Raw genomic sequence first — 18,829 nt, forward strand, 5'->3', positions numbered from 1 at the left:
AGAAGAACATGGCTGAAGTTACCGCCACGATGGTGAAGGACCTGCGCGAGAAGACCGGCGCGGGCATGATGGACTGCAAGAAGGCGCTGGCCGAGACCGGTGGCGACTTCGCCAAGGCCGAGGAGTGGCTGCGCAAGAAGGGCATCAGCGCGGCGGGCAAGAAGGAAGGCCGTGTCGCTGCCGAGGGCATCATCGCCACCTACGTCCACAGCGGCCGCATCGGCGTGATGGTGGAGGTCAACTGCGAGACGGACTTCGTGGCTCGCAACGAGGACTTCCAGGCCCTGGCCAAGGACATCGCCATGCACGTGGCGGCGACCACCCCGCTGTACGTGCGCCGCGAGGAGATCCCCGCCGACGCGCTGGAGAAGGAGAAGGAGATCCAGCGCGCCCAGCTCAAGGAGCAGAAGAAGCCCGAGGCCATGTGGGACAAGATCCTCGTGGGCAAGCTGGAGAAGTACTACGAGACGGTCTGCCTCGTGGACCAGTACTGGGTGAAGGACGACAAGAAGCGCATCCACGAGATGGTGACCGAGCGCGCCGCGAAGATCGGCGAGAAGGTCTCCATCCGCCGCTTCGCGCGCTTCGTGGTGGGCGAGGGCATCGAGAAGAAGAAGGATGATCTGGCCGCCGAGGTCGCCAAGACGCTGGGCCAGGCTTAAGCCGTCGAGGGCACGCCGCCACCCGGCGGGCCAGGCATGGGGCCGTGTGCTGCTGAGTCCGAGAGGGCTCGGGGCCACGGCCCTTCGCTTTTTCCGGGGCTTGCCTGAAGCCCGGGGAGGAAAGTTCGCGGTAGACGATCTGTAGACACCGTGTAGACGCGAACGTTGCTTGAGGCCGGGGTGGGGGATAGAAGCGGGGCCGCATGTCCGAACCGACCCGCTCCCTCCGCTACAAGCGCATCCTCCTCAAGCTCTCGGGCGAGGCCCTGATGGGCGATGGCAAGTATGGCATCCACCCGCCCACGCTCACCCGCATCGCCAGCGAGATGAAGGAGGTGGTGGAGGCGGGCGTCGAGCTGGCCGTCGTCATTGGCGGAGGCAACATCTTCCGCGGCGTGGCCGGCTCCACCGAGGGCATGGATCGCGCGAGCGCCGACTACATGGGCATGCTCGCCACCTGCATCAACTCCATGGCCATGCAGGACGCGCTGGAGAAGCAGGGCGTGCATACCCGAGTGCTGTCGGCCATCAAGATGGAGCAGATCGCCGAGCCCTACATCCGCCGGCGCGCCGTGCGCCACCTGGAGAAGGGGCGCGTCGTGATTTTCGCCGCGGGCACCGGCAACCCGTACTTCACCACGGACACCGCCGCGTCCCTGCGCGCCATGGAGATCAACGCGGAGATCATCCTCAAGGCCACAAAGGTGGATGGCATCTACAACGCGGATCCGAAGAAAGATGCCACGGCGCGGCGCTACCGCTCGCTGACGTACATGGACGTGCTGAAGCAGAACCTGAACGTGATGGACTCCACGGCCATCTCGCTGTGCATGGACAACAAGCTGCCCATCGTGGTGTTCGACCTGACGGTGCGCGGCAATATCGGTCGGGCCGTGCTGGGCGCCGGCGATATCGGTACAGTGGTGGGTGCATCCGAGACGGTCTGGGCCTGAACTCTTCCTTCCTAGGAGCTCACAATGGCGAATGACGAAGTCGTCACGCAGTTGAAGTCCCGTATCGACAAGACGCTCGATGACTTGCGCAAGGACCTGACGAAGGTGCGCACCGGTCGCGCCAGCACCAGCCTGCTGGACGGCATCCGGGTGGACTTCTACGGGACTCCTACCCCGCTCAACGGCGTGGCCAGCGTGCAGTCGCCCGAGCCCCGGCTCATCACCATCAAGCCGTGGGACAAGAGCGTGCTGAAGGAGGTCGAAAAGGCCATCCGCGAGGCGAACCTCGGGCTCAACCCGATGAACGACGGCGAGATGATCCGCCTGCCGTTCCCTCCGCTGACGGAGGAGCGCCGCAAGGAGATCGCCAAGCAGGTGAAGAACAAGGGCGAGGAGCACAAGGTCGCCATCCGCAACATCCGCCGCGATGCCAACGAAGCCCTCAAGGTGAGCCTGAAGGACAAGAAGATCACCGAGGACGACAACAAGCGGCTGCAGGAGAAGGTGCAGAAGGAGACCGACGCGGGCGTGGCCGAGGTCGACAAGATCATCGCCGCCAAGGAAAAGGAGGTCATGTCGGTCTGATTTGGAGGTTTAATACCTCCTCATGCGTGCCGCCCTCATCGCCGAGCCCTCTGTCCCGGTCTCCACGGCCCTGCGCAGGTTTCTCGAGAGCGCGGGGTATGAGGTCATCGTCGTCGCCACCGCGGGCGAGGCGCTGCGCGAGGTGCGCGGCAGTCCGCCCACGGTGCTGCTGGCCTCGTTCTCGGGGCCGCTGGATGGCGAGGCGCTGTGCCGGGAGGTGAAGCAGGAGGCGCCGGGGGTTCCGGTGCTCCTGCTCTACATGCCCGAGGAGGAGCACCCAGAGGCCCGGGCGGCCGCGGTAGGCGCGGACGCCTGTCTGGTGGGGCCGCTCAAGCGCACCACGGTGGTGACGTGCGTGGGGCTGCTGGTGCAACTCTCCGAGGCCCGGGCCGCCGCGAAGGACGCCGAGGCGGCCGCCTCCGAGGACAGCGCCGCCAGCGAGGCGGAGGTCCGCAAGGGGCGGCTGGATGCGCCCGGCTCTCCGGACTTCGAGTTCCTCAAGCGCCTGCTGCTGATGGAGGTCAAGCGCAGCCGGCGCTACCGCTACCCCATCGCCCTGGTGCTGCTGGAGCTGGACCACCTGACCGAGCGCACCGCGAGCCTGAGCACCACGCAGCGCACCGCGATGCTGGCGGAGATGCTGGGGCTGCTCTCGGGCGGGGTGAGAGACATCGACGTCATCGTCCCCACGGCGGATGGGCGCTTCGTGGCCTTCCTGCCGCACACGCCGAGGACGGGCGCGCTGGTGGTGGCCGAGCGGCTGCGGATGCGGGTGAAGACGCTGGCGCCCCTGCCGAACATCTCGGTGTCCATCGGGTTGTCGGTCTTCGAGCCCTCGCCGGTGCGAGGCCAGACGCAGGTGAGCTTCGGCAACCTGATGAAGGACGCCAGCGAGGCGCTGCGCAAGGCGCAGGCGGCGGGTGGGGACCGGATCGAGTTCTCCGAGCGCGCCAACCCGGATCAGCAGGGGACGGGGAGCTAGATGTCGGTGAAGAGCACCATCGAACATCTGGCTAGAACCGTAGAAGACCTTGGCATCCCCGGCCTGCGCGTCGACCAGGACACGCTCTCCTTCGATGAGCCAGTGGCGCTCGCGTGTATCGACTGCGACCGGCTCGAGTCCATCCAGGGGGACCTGGAGCGGCTCGTCCACCGGGTCAGCCCGGGTGGGATGATCTTCTTCGCCGACTACAACTCCCTCGACAGCCGCCGAGCCTTCTTGGATGCCTGGGTCGTCGCGCATCCTGAGTTTCGGGTGCTGGAGGCAGGAGAGTCGTTGGTCGTGCAGCGACGCGCCAGGGAAGCCACCCAGGACCATGCCGCCTTGTGGGCAGACCCGGCCAGCGTGCAGGGGCGCTGGACCGAGCGCGCCCAGCTCGCTGCGGACATGGTGTCCCCAGGCTCGAGCGTGCTCGATATCGGGGCTGGGGGCATGGCCGTGCGGCGGCTCCTGCATCCCGCGTGTCGCTACACGCCCTCGGACTTCGTCCAGCGCAGCGAAGACTGCATCGTCGCGGACCTCAATGCGGGGCAGTTTCCACCGGGTCGCTGGGACGTGGTGACGATGCTGGGCGTGCTGGAATACATCCAGGAGCCAGCGGCCGTGCTGACCCGCATCGGGGCCGCCGCGCCGCGGCTCGTCATGTCGTACTGTTGCCGCAAGGGTGCCTCCATCGCCTACCGGCGCAAGCTCACCTGGGTCAATGACTTCACCCCCGACGAGCTCGACGTGTTGCTGCGGCAGACGGGCTGGCGGATGGAGCGCGCGGTGGAGCTCAAGCGCCTGCCTACCTTCACGGAAGTGCTCCTCTCCTGCACGCGTGACGGGGCCTCGGAGACAGCGTAAAGAACGCTCGTGATCAAGTTCGGTCTGTCCTGCTATCGAAACACCCGCAATCTGGGGGACGAGATCCAGAGCCTTGCCGCTCGTCAGTTCCTTCCGCGCGTGGACCACTTCATCGACCGTGACTTCCTCGCCGACTTCGTGCCCGGGGACGAGCAGCCCGTCGCGTTGATCCTCAACGGCTGGTTCGCCCACCGCGCTGAGAACTGGCCACCGGTCGAGAGCATCATCCCGCTGCCCGTCTCCATGCACCTCTCCTCCTTCCGAGGGTGGGGGCCGGCGGGAATTTCAGCCGAGCAGTTCTTCCTGCACCCCAGCGCTCGCGAGTACCTCGAGAAGTGGGGGCCCGTGGGAGCTCGGGACCTCCATACGCTCCAGCTCCTGAAGAAGGCGGAGGTGCCCGCGTATTTTTCCGGGTGCCTGACGCTCACCTTGAAGCGCAAGCCGGAGGCCGTGCGCGAGGACTTCATCGCGGCCGTGGATCTGCCCGCTGAGATCGTCGAAGCGCTCCGGAAGAGAACGGACCGACCGATCCTCACGCTCACCCACGATGACACTGTGACCGCTGACGTGTCCGAGCGGTTCACCAAGGCCGAGCGCCTCCTGGACGCCTATCAACGCGCGCACTGCGTGGTGACGACGCGGCTGCACTGTGCCTTGCCTTGCCTCGCCTTCGAGACCCCGGTCCTCCTGCTCGACCAGAGCCCGGACCAGACCCGGTTCGCTGGGCTCCATCAGCTGCTTCGGCACAGCTCTCCCGAGGCGTTCCTGGAAGGGAAGGGGTTTCCCTTCGATCTCCAGAACCCCGAGCCCAATGACCTGGACTACCTGAAGCTCCGCAACGAGCTGACCTCCAGGGTCGAACAGTTCATCTCCGATGTGTCCTCCGAGCGAATCACCCCAGAGGCGCTCTCGGATGGGGGCTCCCTGCTCGCCCGCTACAACACCCTCTGGGCCTTCTACACGGAGCTGCGCAAGCTCCGTGAGGTGACCTCTGCCGAGCTCGAGAAGGCTCGAAACGAAGTTCAGGAGCAGGCCAGGACGATCGAACGCCTGACCCGTGAACTCGAGGCCGCCAGGGCCCGATGAAGGAGCGATTGAACATGGCCCATGTCCGTATCCCGACCCCACTTCGCGGCTACACCCAGAACCAGAGTGAAGTGTCCGCCCAGGGCGCCACGGTGGGCGAAGTGCTCCAGGATCTGGAGCGTCGCTACCCCGGAATCGGCCCGCGCCTGCTCGATGACAAAGGAAGTGTGCGGCGCTACGTGAACATCTTCCATAACGAGGAAGACATCCGGTTCCTCCAGGAACTATCCACGCCAGTGAAGGAGGGGGACCGCATCACTCTCATCCCCGCCATCGCGGGTGGATAGGCCGGGCAGCGCAGCGCCAGGTGCGTGATATAGGCGGACCATGAGCACGGCACAGCCATCCCCGGTCCCGGCTACGTCCAGCGTGTATGACGAGCTTGCCGAGCGCATCCCGGATCCGCGCTTCGTCTTCATGAATCACGGGTATGCAAGCTCCCAGGGCGAAGACTTCAGCTGGTTGAAGTCCAAGCTGGACTTCGCCTTCCGGTATTCCGTCAATTTGATCCGGCAGACGCTGGAGGGAGTCGACCTCACGGGCAAGGTCGTCCTCGACGTGGGCTGCGGCCGTGGCGGGCCGTGCTCCTACCTTGTCCGCTACGCGAAGCCCAAGAAGGTCTACGGACTCGACCAGTCCCAGGGGAACATCGATTTCTGCCGGCAGGCCCACCGCGCCCGCAATCTCCGGTTCATCCGTGGGGATGCGCAGGCGCTGCCGTTCGATGATGCAAGCATCGATGTCGTCCTGAACGTCGAGTCAGCGCACTACTACCCCGACCTCGCTGGGTTCTATCGCGAGGTCGCCCGGGTGCTCCGGCCCGGCGGTGTCTTCTGCTACGCGGACATCGTCGCGCCTGGAGAGGTCGCCCGGAACCAGCGCTGGATGAGGTCCGCGGGGCTGGAGCGGGTGCGGTCCGCCGACATCACCGATGATGTCGCGCGGGGCATCTATCTCGGCAGCTACCACCTGCACCGGCTGTTCTTCCAGATGATCGATCCGAAGCTTGGGAACGAGGAGGCTGTCGTCCGCCTCCTCAATCGGATCACCATCGAGCGGTATGCCGGCTATACGCAGCGCGAGAGGAGCTATCACCTCTGGCGAATGCGCCGGCCTTGAGCGGAGTCATCCGCCTGCCCACTCGAAGTCGGTCTTGCCCTGTCTGAGCATCTCGGCAAGGGCATCCAGCACTGGAAGGCGGGCCTCGCGCTCCAGCGGGAGCCAGTCGCCCCGTGCGTCGATGCCGAGGAACACATAGCGGTCCCCATCCGTCAGGCCGAGTTCGAGGATCGCCGAGGCCAGGCCCAGTCTGCGCACGACTGCGAGACAGGCTGTCCCCAGGGGCTCTGGAAGGGTGTGGGGCTGAAGCTTGGAGGCTCGCGCGGCGCGTGGTTTCCCGGTCGGTCGCGCGGGCAGCGCCGCCGCGAAGAGGCGGCACCCGATGACGGCCACACGCACCTTCGTCACCCCGGGCGTGGTCTGTTGGAGCATGACCGGGGCTCGCCGGAAGAGTTCGGCATCCTGAAGGCTCTCTAGAGTGAGCGCTTTCTCTGGGGCCGCCGCTCGGGCACTGGCAGGCGGCGACAGCTTCATCCGCAGGCGCAGTACCTGCCCCTGGCACTCGCGGAAGAATTCGAGCGCGGCATGTGGGTCGGTCGTGACGAGGGTGGGCGGAATCTCGAGCCCGCTCTCCTGGGCCGCGCGGAGTTGAAGTGCCCGGTTGTCGGCGCCATGGCGGAGTCGCCAGGGCGGGTTGACCCAGAATCGCTCTCGCAGGTGCAGATAGAGCCCGGAGACGGTCTCGGTGCATTCCGCCTGGGCATATTGCTTCGCGACGGGGCTCCACTCTGGCGGGAGCGAGAAGCCCCGATAGGTCCTCATCCAGACCGTGCGGACCCTCTCCAGGGAGAGCATGCCCTGCTCGCTCTGGAGCAACCCTGGGACGTGTGGCGACCCGGGATGGAGCGTGACGGTCGCGGTGAGCGGCAGATCCTCGGGATGGAAGCGGAACGTCTCGGTGCCCTTCTTCCGCAACGCGGTCTCCAGGGCATCGGCATGCCGGTCATCCGGATCGGCGATCAGCAGGATCATTTCTTCTCTCTGGCCCGCTCGATGTAGCCGTACTTGAGGAGCCACATGAGGTGGCGACGGCCCCGGTCGCCAGACAACGCTGTCCGGCTCGCCGCCAGCGTGCGCATGACCGAGCTGATGCTCACAGGCGCCCCCTTTCCGTGAGCGAGCGCCTTGAGGATCTGCTCCACGGTGCCGCGATGGAGCGGTTCGGACCCCACGTAGCGGGGCGCGAGCTGTCCAACCCCCGTCAGCAGTTCCCGGCCGGGCTCGCCGAGCACGAGCTTGCTGCGGCCTGTGAGTATCTCGGTGGCGAAGCCCTGGAAGGCGTCGAAGTACCGAGGCGCAGTGTGCGGCAGGGCGCGGGGGGCTCGTCGCTTCAACCGGGTCGTCGTGGCGCAGAGTTCCCTCCAGAGCGCCTCGTACCGGGCGATGATCTGCTTCCACGAGAACGACGCCACCACGTGCTGCCGGGCGCGTTGCCCCATCTGGCGCCGGAGCGTCTCGTTGCTCATCAAGGACTGGAGGCGTTCGCGCAGGACCGTCAGGTCGATGGCGACCGACTGCGCGAGCGTGAGGTGGGCCACCAGATCCGTGGGGAAGTCCAGCAGCGACCCGAGCGCGGAGACATCGGCATCGCAGCGCATCCAGGAGGTCGGTATCCGGAATCCGGTCTCCCCGTCGATGACGGTGCTGCGATAGCCATCCCAATCGGAGACGACGGCGGGAATGCCACAGGCCATGGCCTCGAGGGGCGTCAAGCCGAACGTCTCGTGGACGTTGTCGATCGGCGACACGAACACGTCCGCCGCGGAGTAGTACAGGTGTCGTCGTGCCTTGTGCAGCTCGGACATGACCATCACCCGGTCACCGATGCCCTGCTGTGCCGCGTGCTCTCGGATCGTCCGCAGATGGGAGTCCGTACCAGAGCCCGCGAGCACGAGTAGGGGATTCTGCCGGGGGTTGTCCGCGACGAGCTGGCGGAAGACGCGCAGCAGCGGCAGGAGGTCCGCCTTGCTGTCGGGCGCGACGCGGCCCGCCCACAGCAGGATGAAGGCATCGCGCGGGAGACCCAACTGGTGGCGGACGTCGGATTGGTCACGCTCCCGGAACAGGAGTTCATCGACTCCGAGCGGGATGACGTCGAAGCGTCCGCGGTACTTCAGCTGGGTGCCGTGGGCCCGGTTGAAGGACTCCTCGACCTGGCCCATGAGGGCGGCCAGTGCATCGCGCGTAGTGGGAGAGATGCACACGACGGAGTCACAAGGCCGGACGTCGAGCAGCAGCAGCTGGAGGAACCACGAGTGGCGCAGGTGCCGACGGCTGATGACATGCGGCGTGATCGTGATGGGGTAGGGCGTCCGGGCATGCATCTGGCGGAGCGCGAACGGACGCTCGGCCTCGCCTGTGATGTCGTGCCAGTGCGTGATGCCTTGTCCATCGAGGCCGCTCAGCAGCGTGCCGTAACCGTCCACCGTCGCGACGTCAGCGGGGCGGTGCCAGCGCCGCAGCAGGTGTTGCACCTCGGCACGGGTGGTCTCGACGTTGCCTGGCGACGAGAAGAACCGCGGCCGGGACTCGCCATGCGCGAGCGTCGCGGTCACGAAGTCCTCGATCGCGACGTGCATTCCCCCGACGAGGGCGTCGGCGGGAGACCGCTGGGCGTCGAAGAACATGCCCAACACCGGTGCTTGGGCCGCTTTCTCGGCCGGGGACTTTCTTGCCACGGGCTCTCCGGTCAGCGACAGGGCGCGGTTATCCGCGCGGCATATATCAGATCGAGATCGTGAGTCGTGCTCCCGGAACCATGACCTTCACGACCACGACCTCCGCGAGCCGCTGGCTCAGGTTCACCCGATATGCGCCCTGGAAGCCACCCTGCTGGAGGCTCTCGAGGACATGCTGGTAGTCGCGGGTCAGATCGTGGCTCGAGCGTTCCTCCAGCTCATCCCAGCTCGTGTCAGGAGTGAGCTGCGAGAAGAACGAGTACAGCCGCTGGTGGCTGCCGCCACCTTGGTAGGCCGCCTCCGAGAGGTCGTCCCGGGAGCCGTGGATGAAGGTGAGCCGCGATTGGGCGGCCTCGGTGATCGCCCGTGTCGCGGCCACCGAGGGACTCAGGTGGGCGCCGTAGCCCAGGTTCACCGTCGAGGCGTGGCTGAAGGGCGAGGAGTCCAGCAGGACAGCCATGAACGTATGCGTGGGCAGCTCGCTCGGTGCTCGCAGCAGCACGAGCCGGAGCTCGGAGCGCTCGACCTGCTCCCGGAGCACGCCGACCACTTCGTCGGTGACGGTGTCGAGGTCGATGACATCGCACCGGCCCAGGTGGATCCGATTGCCTTCGGAGAGGCGTGAGAGGGTGTCTCGCTCGATCAACTCATACAGGCTGTGGAGCGTCGCCTCGGTGAGGTGGTTGCCGCTGGCCAGACCGTTGAACGAGTACCGGTGATGCTGGTGCCGGTAGTAGTAAGCGGTGAACGCTGGGAGCCAGAGCGCCTCTCCGGAGTGCAGGTCCTCGCCCTGGACCCAGTCGAGCACCTGGTCCTCCGTGAAGTACGCCGAGGACCAGAAGCCCTCGAGGCTCTCCGGTGAGACGATACGGGCGCCATCTCGGCGTAACTGCCCAAGCGAGGCGCGATGAAAGGGCACCGCAGGGTTCTCGGCGTGCCAGTGCTCGATCGACTCCATCAGCGCCGACACCTGGGCATCGACGTGGCGAAGCCCCTTGCCGTTGGAGGTCTGCAGCACGCGCCCTTGCGGACGGATCGCGACGTAGACCGGGATGCCGGTGCAGTCGAGTCCGGTGATGTCCGCGCAGCGGGTGATGCCGAAGGAGCGCAGATGCGGTCGGATTCGCTCGAGGGTCGTCTCTGGAGAGACGACCCGATGCGTCCCGCGCATGTAGGCCTTGGGAAGTTCGAGACTCATGACGGCTGCCCAGGGGTCAGGAGGCTGGCGGTGCGTCCCGACAGCTGGAGCTCCTGGACGACGGCGACCTCGAGATCATGCGCGCGTCCGAACCGGGTAGGGCCCTGCGCGATGACCCACTCCGCGAGTGCCCGCTCCTCGAGGACGCGGAGGAGTCGCTCCGGTGCGAGCTCGAGTGAGCGGGCGGCATCCACCTGGCTGGTGGCGGAGCCCAGCCCCCACGATGCGAAGAGGGCGTCGCGTTCAGCGGGGGGACACCGCACGCCGCTCTCGCGAGCCCAGGCCACGATGAAAGCCCGCTCCTCGGCCTCGGAGGTCCGCGGGGGCCGCTCTCGGGACAGGTGCGCTTCGAGTCGGGCCACGGCATCTCGATCCCATTCCAGTCCGAATGCTCCGGGGCCCGACTCGAGCAGCCAGGACAGCAGGGCGCGCTCGGCGAGCAAGGCCGTGTGCTCCTGGCGCGTCAACCCGTGGGCACGTGCCCAGGTCCCCGCGTCCACGACGTCGTTCGCGCGGGCCCAGTGGCTCTCGAAGGCCCGCACGGAGGTCTCTGGGCAGGTCAGCTCGCGCTGGCGCGCCCAGTCGAGGATGAACCACTGGCGCAACACGCGCTGGCTCGTGGCGTCCCAGAGTTCCTGGGACTGGCGCGCCGCGCGGAAGAGGGTGTGCCCCGCGACGGGCGTGGTGCCACTTCCCAGCTGACGGAAGCCCAGGCTCACGCGCTGGAACTCCTCGCGCCACAGATCCACCCGGTCACTCGAACCAGACCGGCCCACCCGCTCCCGCTGGGCGCAGTGCCGCAGGACGCCACTCGCGTCGCGAGACTTGAGGTCCACGGCGTTCTCGCGCAGGTACTGCTTCCACTCCGCCACTCGCGGCTTGGGCCAGTCGCGCAGCAAGGGGCACTCGAGAAGGCGGCGGTACGAACGCTCGGGGTAGTACGTCTCTCGCATGAAGGTCAGGAGTCGCTCCGACTCATCTTCCGAGAGCTTTCCGTCGGCCACCGCCTGGCGCAGGGTGTAGCGGATGTTGACGAGCGGCTCCGACAGCGCGCGATACCCCATGTCCTCGGGAGCGTGGCGCAGCGCCACTTCATCGTCCGCGTTGATGAGACCATCGCGGTACCACTCGAAGATGGTGCCGTACCCCACCATCCCGAAGGAGTGGAGCTCCGCGGCGCGGAGCGCACCCATGCTGCTGGCTCCGAATACCTCGATGCCCTCGTCCAGCGCGGCGAGCAGCTCCCGCTGCCAGATGGAGGGCCCGCTGTGGAAGATTCCATCGATCAGGACGATGGTCTTCACCCCGGAGGCCAGCACCCGGTAGATGTCGCCCTTGCGCGCCGGCGGGCGGTACTCGGCGTCCAGGATGGCTCGGGCCCGTTCCTGGCTGAGGGACGGGCCTAGGAAGACGATGACCGATGCCACGGGCCTAGCGCGCCTCGGACCGGACGCGCTTCTTCGCGGACGGCTTCGTGGCCCGCTTCACGGGCAGCTTCGTGGATGAGCGGGCTGGCCGCGCGGCGGCCTCTTCGACCTGGATGGCACGCATCGAGTAGAGCCGCCCGAGCATCGACCGGATGAACGCGGCATCCAGCGCGTACTGCTTCTTGCGGACCGTCGCCTCGCCGCTGTGCTTCTTGATCAGTTCACGCACCTTGTACTTCTGGCCGCTGTTCAGATCGCGGAACAGCTCGACGAGCTTGGGGTGCGCCTGGACGGCGAACGAGTGCCCATAGATGGCGCCAAGCAGCTGCCCCTCCTGCACCTGGAACAGGACCGGCTCGGAAGGATCGACCCAGACCGTGTCGGTGTCCTTGAGCTCACGCGGCTCCTGCTTTGGCGCGGCCTCGAGCCCCAGGCCGCTCAAGCGGGCGAGCCACTTGCGAGAGACCGCCAGACGCAGGTCCGTGCCAATGCTCTCGAAGGCCTCCAGCATGGTGTTGAGGTTCTCGGGCATCTCCGGCGAGCGGCGTGCCTTGTCCGGCTGGAAGGAGGGGATCGTCTGGCTCTTCTCGACCTTGCTGAGCCGCGAGTCGATCAGCTTCGTGGCGTCTCGCTGGATCGACTCGATCCAGTAGTGCTTGTGGACCGCCATCAGGATGCTGAGCTGGAGGGCGGGCTCGGAGCCGGCCTCCGAGACGTGGTAGTAGCCCTGGGGGATGTAGAGAACGTCGCCCGGCTCGAGATCGAACGTCTGGGCCTCCCCGAGGATGGACTCGTAGCCGGCATGCCCGACCAGATGGGGGTGGCGCTGCAGCACTTCGGGCGCCCACATCCGGAAGCGCTTGCGCCCATCGAGCATCACCAGGAGGTTGTCGATGGGATCCTCATGGACACCGAATCCCGTGACCTCGGTGCGGCTGTACCAGATGACCGCGTCGGTGCTCTCCGGCACGCCGATCTCCGAGTAGAGCCCCTTGACGAAGCCGCGCGCCTGTCGCCACAGCCCGATGTCCCAGGTATGTGCCTTGTTCAGCACGACCGCGAAGCCACGCCCGTTGAGCGCCTCCGTCACACGGCGCGTGTAGTCCTCGATCGACGCATCATTGGAGGGCAGGAAGCCCCGGGCATCGAACTCCCGGTAGGACTTGTCGACGAAGAAGCGCAGGGCGACCTGCTCGCCAGGCTTGTTGGCGGACTTGCTCGCCGCCGAGAGGATCCGGAACGCGTCATGCTTGGCCAGGAACTCTGTCGGGAAGAGCTTGCGGAAGTGTACGGGCTGCTTCCGCCAGTAGCGAGCAACGAAGTCAGGCCAGTTCAGCTGAAACGGCGCCACCATCTTTTGAACTCCTGTCAATCCACGGCCCCTGGGAGCAGGGACCCCAATTCCAATGCACGCACGCGATGGAGCTGCGTGAGCAGTTGATGGGCCTCGGCGCGGTCGGAGGCGGACCAGTGCCACGTCGCCGTCTGCTCATCGAGCAGCGCACCGACGCGCCACCGCTGGCCACTGTTGAGGCGCTCCACCAGCGCCTGGACACCCTCGCTCGCGCGTGTCACGAACGAGTGCCCCCGCGCGGCCCCCACCAGCGAGTCGCCCAGGGCGTATAGCAGGATGGGGTTGTCGGAGTCGCCCTGGAGCGTATCGTCGTCGGTAATGGCGCGCGTATCCCGCTCCTGCGGGGGACCAAGCCCGAGGCTCGTCAGCCGCGCCAGCCAGCCCCGGGCCACCTGGAGCCTCATGCTGGAGCCGATGCCCGAGAAGGCATGGGTCAGCTGCTCGAGGTGCTCGGGTAGGGGAGCTGTCACCTCACCCCCTTGGGGGGGGATCAGCGGAATCGTCATGCTCGCGGGCACCTCGCGGAGCTGGGGCTCCTGCGCTCTCCACATCGAGCCCCGGAACCAGTCGAGCCAGAGCATTCGCTCGGAGGTGATGGCGAGGCTGAACTGGAAGCACGGTTGGTTGTCGCCCTCCACGACGTGGTAGTAGCCCTGGGGGATGTAGAGCATGTCCCCGGGCTCCAGATCGACGATGAGACTCTGGTCTCGGATTCCCAGATAGGTGGTGTCGTTCACCACCTCGGGGTGGGCGCGGATGATGTCCGTGGGCCACAGCAGGAACCGCTTGCGGCCCGTGAGCACGAAGATGAGGTGATCGAACGGATCATTGTGGACACCGAAGCCACTGACGCCTGCCCGGCTCAGCCAGAAGACCAGGTCCGTGTTCTCCGGGATCCCGACACCTTCGTAGAGCTCTTGCAGGAAGGTACGGCACCGCAGCCACAACGAGTCATTCCAGGCCTCGGCATGGTTGAGCGCCAGCACGAAGTTCTGCCCGGGCAGCTGGGTGGCCAGCCGCTGCGTATACGCCTCGAGGGACTTGTCCGCGAGCGGCAGAAAGGGCCTGGGGTCCGACTCCTTGAAGCCCTTGCCCGTGAAGAAGTGGAGCGGGACGCGGCTGCCTGGCTTCTCCGCCGTTGCCCGACTCGCCGTGGCGAAGATCTCGAAGCCCTCATCGGGCGAAAGAAGCCCCGGCCGGAACGCCGCTGGGAAATGCACTGGAGCCTTGCGCCAGTACCGCGCAATGAAGTTCTTCCAGCCGATCGGCGGCGCTGACGTCATGGTGCTCATTCTCGGTTGTTCAACGGGCCAGGCCGCGCGCGAGGCACTGGCGCGGCGCATCGTATATGTCGGGCCTCTCATGCGTAAATGACCAACTCACGTGCCTGGCCGTCAGGTCTCCACGGCAGGCGGGCGAAGAGCGGTTGATGTGGCCGGGGACAGTAGATAAACCTGCCACCCCTGTCGGCCATGGTGCTCCCTCCAAAACTCTTCGTGGAGCTGGCGGCCATGCCGCGGCTCGAGGCGTGGTTTCTGGGCGGCGTGCTCCACAGGCTGCTGCAGGCGAAGTTCGAGCCGCGGGGGTGCCGCGCGGTGCTGGAGCGCATGAATGGCCGGGTGACGCGTCCCGTGCTTCGCCCCCAGTGCGTGGATGACGGAGGGATGGTCATCGATGACAGCGCGCTGTTCCCCGAGCCCGGTCCCTGGCAATTGGACTTCCAGGCGCCCGAAGCAAAGTGGAACTCCGAGCTGCCCGCGGACGTGCTCCCGGCCATTGCCCACTTCCTTCGCCTGGCCACCCACACGGAGGATGTCCAGGGCCTGCGCGAGGTGTGGCCCTTCCAGGAGGAGGACGCGCTCGAACTGCTTCGTCCCACGCCTCCTCCCGAGGTGCGCTGGCCCGTGCCGGACAAGCCCGGCATCTATCGTCGCGAGCACGCGAGCCTGCTGCTCCGATCGCGCACGACGAGCATTCTGGTGGATCCGGTCAGCCTGGATCGCCGCATGCCCTACATGAGCGAGGCGCCGGTCCACCTTCCTTCCCAGGGCGTGGACGCCGTGGTCATCACCCACGGCCACGGAGACCACTGGCACCTTCCCTCGCTGCTGACCCATCTGGCCACGCCAGACGTTCCGGTGCTGGTGCCGCGCATGCCCCGCATCAGCCTCCTCTCCCCCCAGCATTTCGAGGCGTCCCTCAGGGCGTGTGGCCAGAACGTGCTGGCGCCCGCCTGGGGAGAGACGGTGAAGGTGGGGGACATCGAGATCGACATCCTGCCCTTCTATGGCGAGCAGCCCGCGCGAGAGGGGCCTGCCCTGAAGCCGGGCTTGCGCAACTGGGGCAACTGCTACCGCTTCACCACGGAGGACTTCTCGTGTGTGTTGTTGGTGGATGGCGGAACCGACCCCGCGGGGAGCATGGAGCACGTGCTGGCCAGTTCCTTCGCGCGGCGTGGCCCCGTCGATGTGCTCCTAGCGTGCCAGCGAGAGTTCCAGTCCCCCTTCTTCGGAGGACTGAGTGACATCTGGGCGGCGCTGCCATGGGCGCAGCTGTGCGGCCTCCACGAGGACTACCAGCGGGGGCAGTTGAAGAACACGACAGCCGGGACCCAGGGGATCGCCGAGGCCTGTGGCGCGGCCGGGTCCCGCTACTTTCTCGCCTATGCCAACGGTTTCCAGGGGGTGGGCAAGCCGATCACGGACATCGGCTGGGGCAGTGGTGAGCCCTCTGAAGCCGCCTGCAACGGACTGCTGCGCGAGCAGCTGAAGCGCCGAAACATCACCACCGAGGTCCCCGAGTGGAGCCCCGGGGACGCGGCGTGTTTCTCGCGAGGGCAGCTGTCGTTGGAGCGGCCCTCTCTTCGCTGAGGCGTTCTACCGACGGGCCTTCTCCGCGCCGCGCGTCTGCTCGACCCACTGGCGCCAGGCCGCCGCATCTTCGCCGAGATCCTTCCCCGCCAGGATGGTGAGCACCTTGCGAGCGGGCTCGGCGTCGGTTTTCTGCTGCATGCCCGCCATCTCCACGAGCATCGCGCCCGCCTTGTCGAGGATCTGCTGGCGGTGAGCGGCACCCTCGGTCTCCACGATACGAACGAGTGCCCAGGCCGCCTTGTTGCGGTCCGTCACGAGCGGATACCAGAGCGCTTCCAGGACGGGCTCGAGGGGGATGATGACGCGCTTCTGGCCCGCCTGCGCCGTACCGAGCAGGCGAAGCGCCTCGTTGCGCACGCCCTCGAAGGAATCGCGCACCGACGGGAGGATGATCCGCACCAGCTGCTCGCGCGAGTGGAGGTAGGGCAGGAGCATGAGCGCGGTCATCCGCTTGGAGCTGTCACGGTCCTCGCGCAGCACGCGCGTGAGCGCCTCGGCGTTGCGAGGCACTCCGTCGATGAAGCGCTGTTCCAGGGGCACGAGTTCGGAGTGATCAAAGCCGCCGTAACAGTTGATGGCACGGCAGCTGCCCTTGCTGTATTCGGGAACCGCGCCTTCACTGCTCAGTTTCCAGTAGGTCTTCTGATAGTCCCCCCATGCGGCGAGGAGGCCCTCTGGATCCGGGATGTCGCCCTGCGGCTCGGGGGAGAAGCGCATGCGCCACTCGTCTCCGGGATCGACCAGATCCACGGTCACACGGAAAGTATGGGTCGGCGGGTAGGCGACGAGTGAGTACCGGCAGAAAGGGAAGTTGTAGGCGGCCAGGAGGCGGGGCTTGCTCTCGATGAGGTACGGGGTGAATTCCCCCTTCTCGAGATCGAAGCGAGTGCCCGGGGCGGGCAGACCGATGAGCTCGAGCAGCTTCTCCTTGGGCACCTTGTGCGAGCCGAACACCTCCACACCCTCGAACACATAGGTGGACGTGGGAGGGACTGGCGCAGCGCTCTGTGCGGAGGGGGCCGCCTCGGGCGCGGCAGCGGTCTGGGCAGAGGGGGCTCCGACGGTCTGGCGAACGGGAGCGGAGCAGGCGGTGAGAAGGACGAGTGCGAGGACGAGGTATTTCATGGGTTTTCCCCTCCACCGGGAGAGGCTCGGAGCGCGCGAATCTAACGGGGCGGAATGCGCGTCGCGAAGCGGAATTGGAGAGAGCGCACCTTCCCTGGATGGCGGGCATCAATGGCTTGACAAGCCTGGCAGCTCCCTTGAGACTCCGCGCCTCGTCAATTCAAGTGCCGGTGCACGGCGTGTCGGTTCGAATTGGCATTGCGCGGCATCTTCATCTGAATTGACGTTGCGCAGCACCTTCGAAGACGAATAGGGAGAGACATCATGGCGAACAAGTCCGAGCAGAAGAAGGTCACCACCAAGAACAACGACAAGGCCAAGAAGCAGCCCCTCGCCCTCGAGTTCATCGAGGACACGGACCTGGCCAACGTCTCCGGCGGCGCCATCCCCATCTCCAGCAACACTGGCGGCGACGTCGTTTGGGGCTACTAAGCCCTTCTCGCGCCTTCTGATGTGAGGAGCGCGGCGCCCCAGGGGCTCCGCGCTGCATATCGTGAAGCGTGAGCAATGGTAGTTGGCTGGCCTCGGAACCGGGGCCAGCGTTTTTTCGAGAGGCGTCCGCTGCTGGTTCGGGTTGAAGGCTCCAGACTCGTAGACCGCGCGAAGGACGTCAGGTCGCCCGAGTCGATCCACTCCCCATGAACCGTTCCGCGCCTTCGCGCGCATTCTGGCGCCGTTTCAGCGCTCGTCATTGGCTCGAGTCACCGCTGCACCAGCAGCAGCCTCGGGTTCCGTTTCAGTTGACCCCCGACGAGCTCTTCGCGGCGCTGGTCGCGGCGAGTGAGGCCTCTCAGGGGGGCTCTGCCTCGGGTCTGGTGCGGTTCTACATCGGCGATGCGCTCGTGCCGGACACCTCCTACCTGCCGGCTCGTACCGATGGTTCGCTCGACGCCTACGTCGAGCGTCTGGAGCGCCTTCTGCAAGGGCGCAAGTTCGGGCTCATCGTGAACGCGATCCAGGGGCACAGCTTCGCGCTCTGGTCCCGCCTTCGTGAGTTCCTGCACGGCTTCTATCAAGCCACCGGTGTTCCGCCCTACGTGGCGGAGGCGGGGATCTTCTTCGGGAACTACGAGTCCACGGCGTTCGGCGTCCATCAGGACCAGGTCGACGTGATGATGTTCGTGCTGCGAGGGCGCAAGACCATGCGCTTCTGGGAGCCTACGGCGCTTGAGCTCCCCGAGGTCGTGCGCCACCGACACGCGTACCAGCCACTCCTGTCACGGTCGACCAGCGCGCGCGCGGAAGCCGGTGACTTCGTGTACTGGCCAGCGGGCCACTGGCACGTCGGAGAGTCCGAAGGCCTCTCGCTGACACTGAACGTCGCACTGGGGACCCGTGGCGGAACGGCGGCGAACCCCACTCCCATGATGTCCCCCGCCGAGGTCGTTGCCTCCGCTGTTCGTGGCGTGCTGAGCGCCCGGATGCCGCCCTCGAGCGCTGTCCAGCAGCGAGGCAGCGAACTCGCCCTTGCTGGGAGTAAGCCCGTGCCCCTCGCGAAGTCGCTCCGGGCCGCGGTCAAGATGCTGCGTGAGTCGATGCGTGATGGAGAGTTGGAGTGCAGGCTGCTCGCCGCGGATCTGAGCCGGCAGACGGGTTTTGGCTTCCAGCCGATTCCGTCGCTGCTACCGTCCCGGACGATTTCGCACGAGGACGTCGTTCGTGGGGATGAGAGGTATCCCATCCTGTGGGCGCGCGCGGGCGACAAGCTCGTGCTCTCGGCCAACGGACGGGCGCTGACGACTTCGTTCCAGCCGGTGGTGGTGCGCGTGCTCAAGCGATTGAACCAGGGCCTTCCGGTTCCGGTCTCCGCCTTCGTGCGCCAGCGGCGTCCGGTGTCGGAAGCGGTGATCCCACTGCTCGAGCACCTGTATCGCTGTCGGGCCATCTCGCTTGCCGAGCCCTCCTTGCGAGAGTGAGTCGGGG

At 66.6% G+C, this 18,829-nt stretch carries 18 protein-coding genes; 11 read left to right on the forward strand and 7 right to left on the reverse strand.

The genetic code is table 11. The features are described 5' to 3' along the window. Window positions 1-8 precede the first annotated feature (8 nt). From tsf to SYV04_RS28905, 8 genes are all read left to right on the forward strand, one after another. On the forward strand, window positions 9-662 hold the full coding sequence (tsf, locus tag SYV04_RS28870; protein WP_321549163.1) for a translation elongation factor Ts: 654 nt from the start codon (window positions 9-11) through the stop codon (window positions 660-662). Window positions 663-865: 203 nt separating this feature from the next. Next, the gene (gene pyrH / locus SYV04_RS28875; protein WP_321549164.1) at window positions 866-1,615 is read left to right on the forward strand and encodes a UMP kinase; all 750 of its coding nucleotides are present in this window, start codon (window positions 866-868) and stop codon (window positions 1,613-1,615) included. A 24-nt stretch (window positions 1,616-1,639) separates the two neighbouring features. Beyond that, window positions 1,640-2,200, forward strand: coding sequence for a ribosome recycling factor (frr, locus tag SYV04_RS28880; RefSeq protein ID WP_321549165.1), 561 nt, complete (start codon window positions 1,640-1,642; stop codon window positions 2,198-2,200). Window positions 2,201-2,222: 22 nt separating this feature from the next. Further along, the gene (locus SYV04_RS28885; protein WP_321549166.1) at window positions 2,223-3,182 is read left to right on the forward strand and encodes a response regulator; all 960 of its coding nucleotides are present in this window, start codon (window positions 2,223-2,225) and stop codon (window positions 3,180-3,182) included. Next, window positions 3,183-4,046, forward strand: a complete 864-nt coding sequence (locus SYV04_RS28890) for a class I SAM-dependent methyltransferase (protein WP_321549167.1) — start codon at window positions 3,183-3,185, stop codon at window positions 4,044-4,046. It abuts the gene before it with no gap. Between the two features lie 9 nt (window positions 4,047-4,055). Further along, window positions 4,056-5,132 carry a polysaccharide pyruvyl transferase family protein gene (locus SYV04_RS28895; RefSeq protein WP_321549168.1) on the forward strand — a complete coding sequence of 359 codons (1,077 nt, stop codon included), beginning with the start codon at window positions 4,056-4,058 and terminating at the stop codon, window positions 5,130-5,132. Window positions 5,133-5,146: 14 nt separating this feature from the next. Then, window positions 5,147-5,419 (forward strand): ubiquitin-like small modifier protein 1, encoded by a 273-nt coding sequence (locus SYV04_RS28900; protein WP_321549169.1) that lies wholly within the window; start codon window positions 5,147-5,149, stop codon window positions 5,417-5,419. A 40-nt stretch (window positions 5,420-5,459) separates the two neighbouring features. Then, window positions 5,460-6,251 (forward strand): class I SAM-dependent methyltransferase, encoded by a 792-nt coding sequence (locus tag SYV04_RS28905; RefSeq protein WP_321549170.1) that lies wholly within the window; start codon window positions 5,460-5,462, stop codon window positions 6,249-6,251. 6 nt (window positions 6,252-6,257) lie between these two features. Here SYV04_RS28905 and SYV04_RS28910 read toward each other — a convergent pair whose 3' ends face one another. Genes SYV04_RS28910 through SYV04_RS28935 form a run of 6 tightly spaced genes read right to left on the reverse strand, consistent with a single transcriptional unit; the run spans window position 6,258 to window position 14,191 of the window. Then, window positions 6,258-7,223 (reverse strand): ATP-grasp domain-containing protein, encoded by a 966-nt coding sequence (locus SYV04_RS28910; protein WP_321549171.1) that lies wholly within the window; start codon window positions 7,221-7,223, stop codon window positions 6,258-6,260. Then, window positions 7,220-8,929 carry a glycosyltransferase family 4 protein gene (locus tag SYV04_RS28915; RefSeq protein ID WP_321549172.1) on the reverse strand — a complete coding sequence of 570 codons (1,710 nt, stop codon included), beginning with the start codon at window positions 8,927-8,929 and terminating at the stop codon, window positions 7,220-7,222. Before SYV04_RS28915 ends, SYV04_RS28910 begins: the two co-directional genes overlap by 4 nt. Window positions 8,930-8,975: 46 nt before the next feature. Beyond that, entirely contained in the window at window positions 8,976-10,127 is a 1,152-nt protein-coding gene (locus SYV04_RS28920) for a YcaO-like family protein (protein WP_321549173.1), read from the reverse strand. Further along, window positions 10,124-11,554 (reverse strand): TfuA-like protein, encoded by a 1,431-nt coding sequence (locus SYV04_RS28925; RefSeq protein WP_321549174.1) that lies wholly within the window; start codon window positions 11,552-11,554, stop codon window positions 10,124-10,126. The genes SYV04_RS28920 and SYV04_RS28925 overlap by 4 nt, the downstream gene beginning before the upstream one ends. Window positions 11,555-11,558: 4 nt before the next feature. Beyond that, a complete protein-coding gene (locus tag SYV04_RS28930; protein WP_321549175.1) occupies window positions 11,559-12,908 on the reverse strand; it encodes a JmjC domain-containing protein in 1,350 nt (449 codons plus the stop codon). A gap of 14 nt (window positions 12,909-12,922) precedes the next feature. Next, the gene (locus tag SYV04_RS28935) at window positions 12,923-14,191 is read right to left on the reverse strand and encodes a JmjC domain-containing protein (protein ID WP_321549176.1); all 1,269 of its coding nucleotides are present in this window, start codon (window positions 14,189-14,191) and stop codon (window positions 12,923-12,925) included. Between the two features lie 228 nt (window positions 14,192-14,419). Here SYV04_RS28935 and SYV04_RS28940 point away from each other — a divergent pair, with 228 nt between their 5' ends. Next, a complete protein-coding gene (locus SYV04_RS28940) occupies window positions 14,420-15,778 on the forward strand; it encodes an MBL fold metallo-hydrolase (protein WP_321549177.1) in 1,359 nt (452 codons plus the stop codon). 6 nt (window positions 15,779-15,784) lie between these two features. On the opposite strand, the gene SYV04_RS28945 is transcribed toward SYV04_RS28940, so the two are convergent. Continuing rightward, window positions 15,785-16,906: a HEAT repeat domain-containing protein gene (locus SYV04_RS28945; protein ID WP_321549178.1), complete on the reverse strand. Its 1,122-nt coding sequence runs from the start codon at window positions 16,904-16,906 to the stop codon at window positions 15,785-15,787. 264 nt (window positions 16,907-17,170) lie between these two features. Here SYV04_RS28945 and SYV04_RS28950 point away from each other — a divergent pair, with 264 nt between their 5' ends. Both SYV04_RS28950 and SYV04_RS28955 read left to right on the forward strand, forming a co-directional pair. Then, window positions 17,171-17,338 carry a hypothetical protein gene (locus SYV04_RS28950; protein ID WP_321549179.1) on the forward strand — a complete coding sequence of 56 codons (168 nt, stop codon included), beginning with the start codon at window positions 17,171-17,173 and terminating at the stop codon, window positions 17,336-17,338. A gap of 206 nt (window positions 17,339-17,544) precedes the next feature. Next, a complete protein-coding gene (locus SYV04_RS28955) occupies window positions 17,545-18,822 on the forward strand; it encodes a JmjC domain-containing protein (RefSeq protein WP_321549180.1) in 1,278 nt (425 codons plus the stop codon). Window positions 18,823-18,829: the final 7 nt, after the last annotated feature.

The sequence above is a fragment of the Hyalangium ruber genome, assembly GCF_034259325.1.
Taxonomy (GTDB): Bacteria; Myxococcota; Myxococcia; order Myxococcales; family Myxococcaceae; genus Hyalangium_A; species Hyalangium_A rubrum.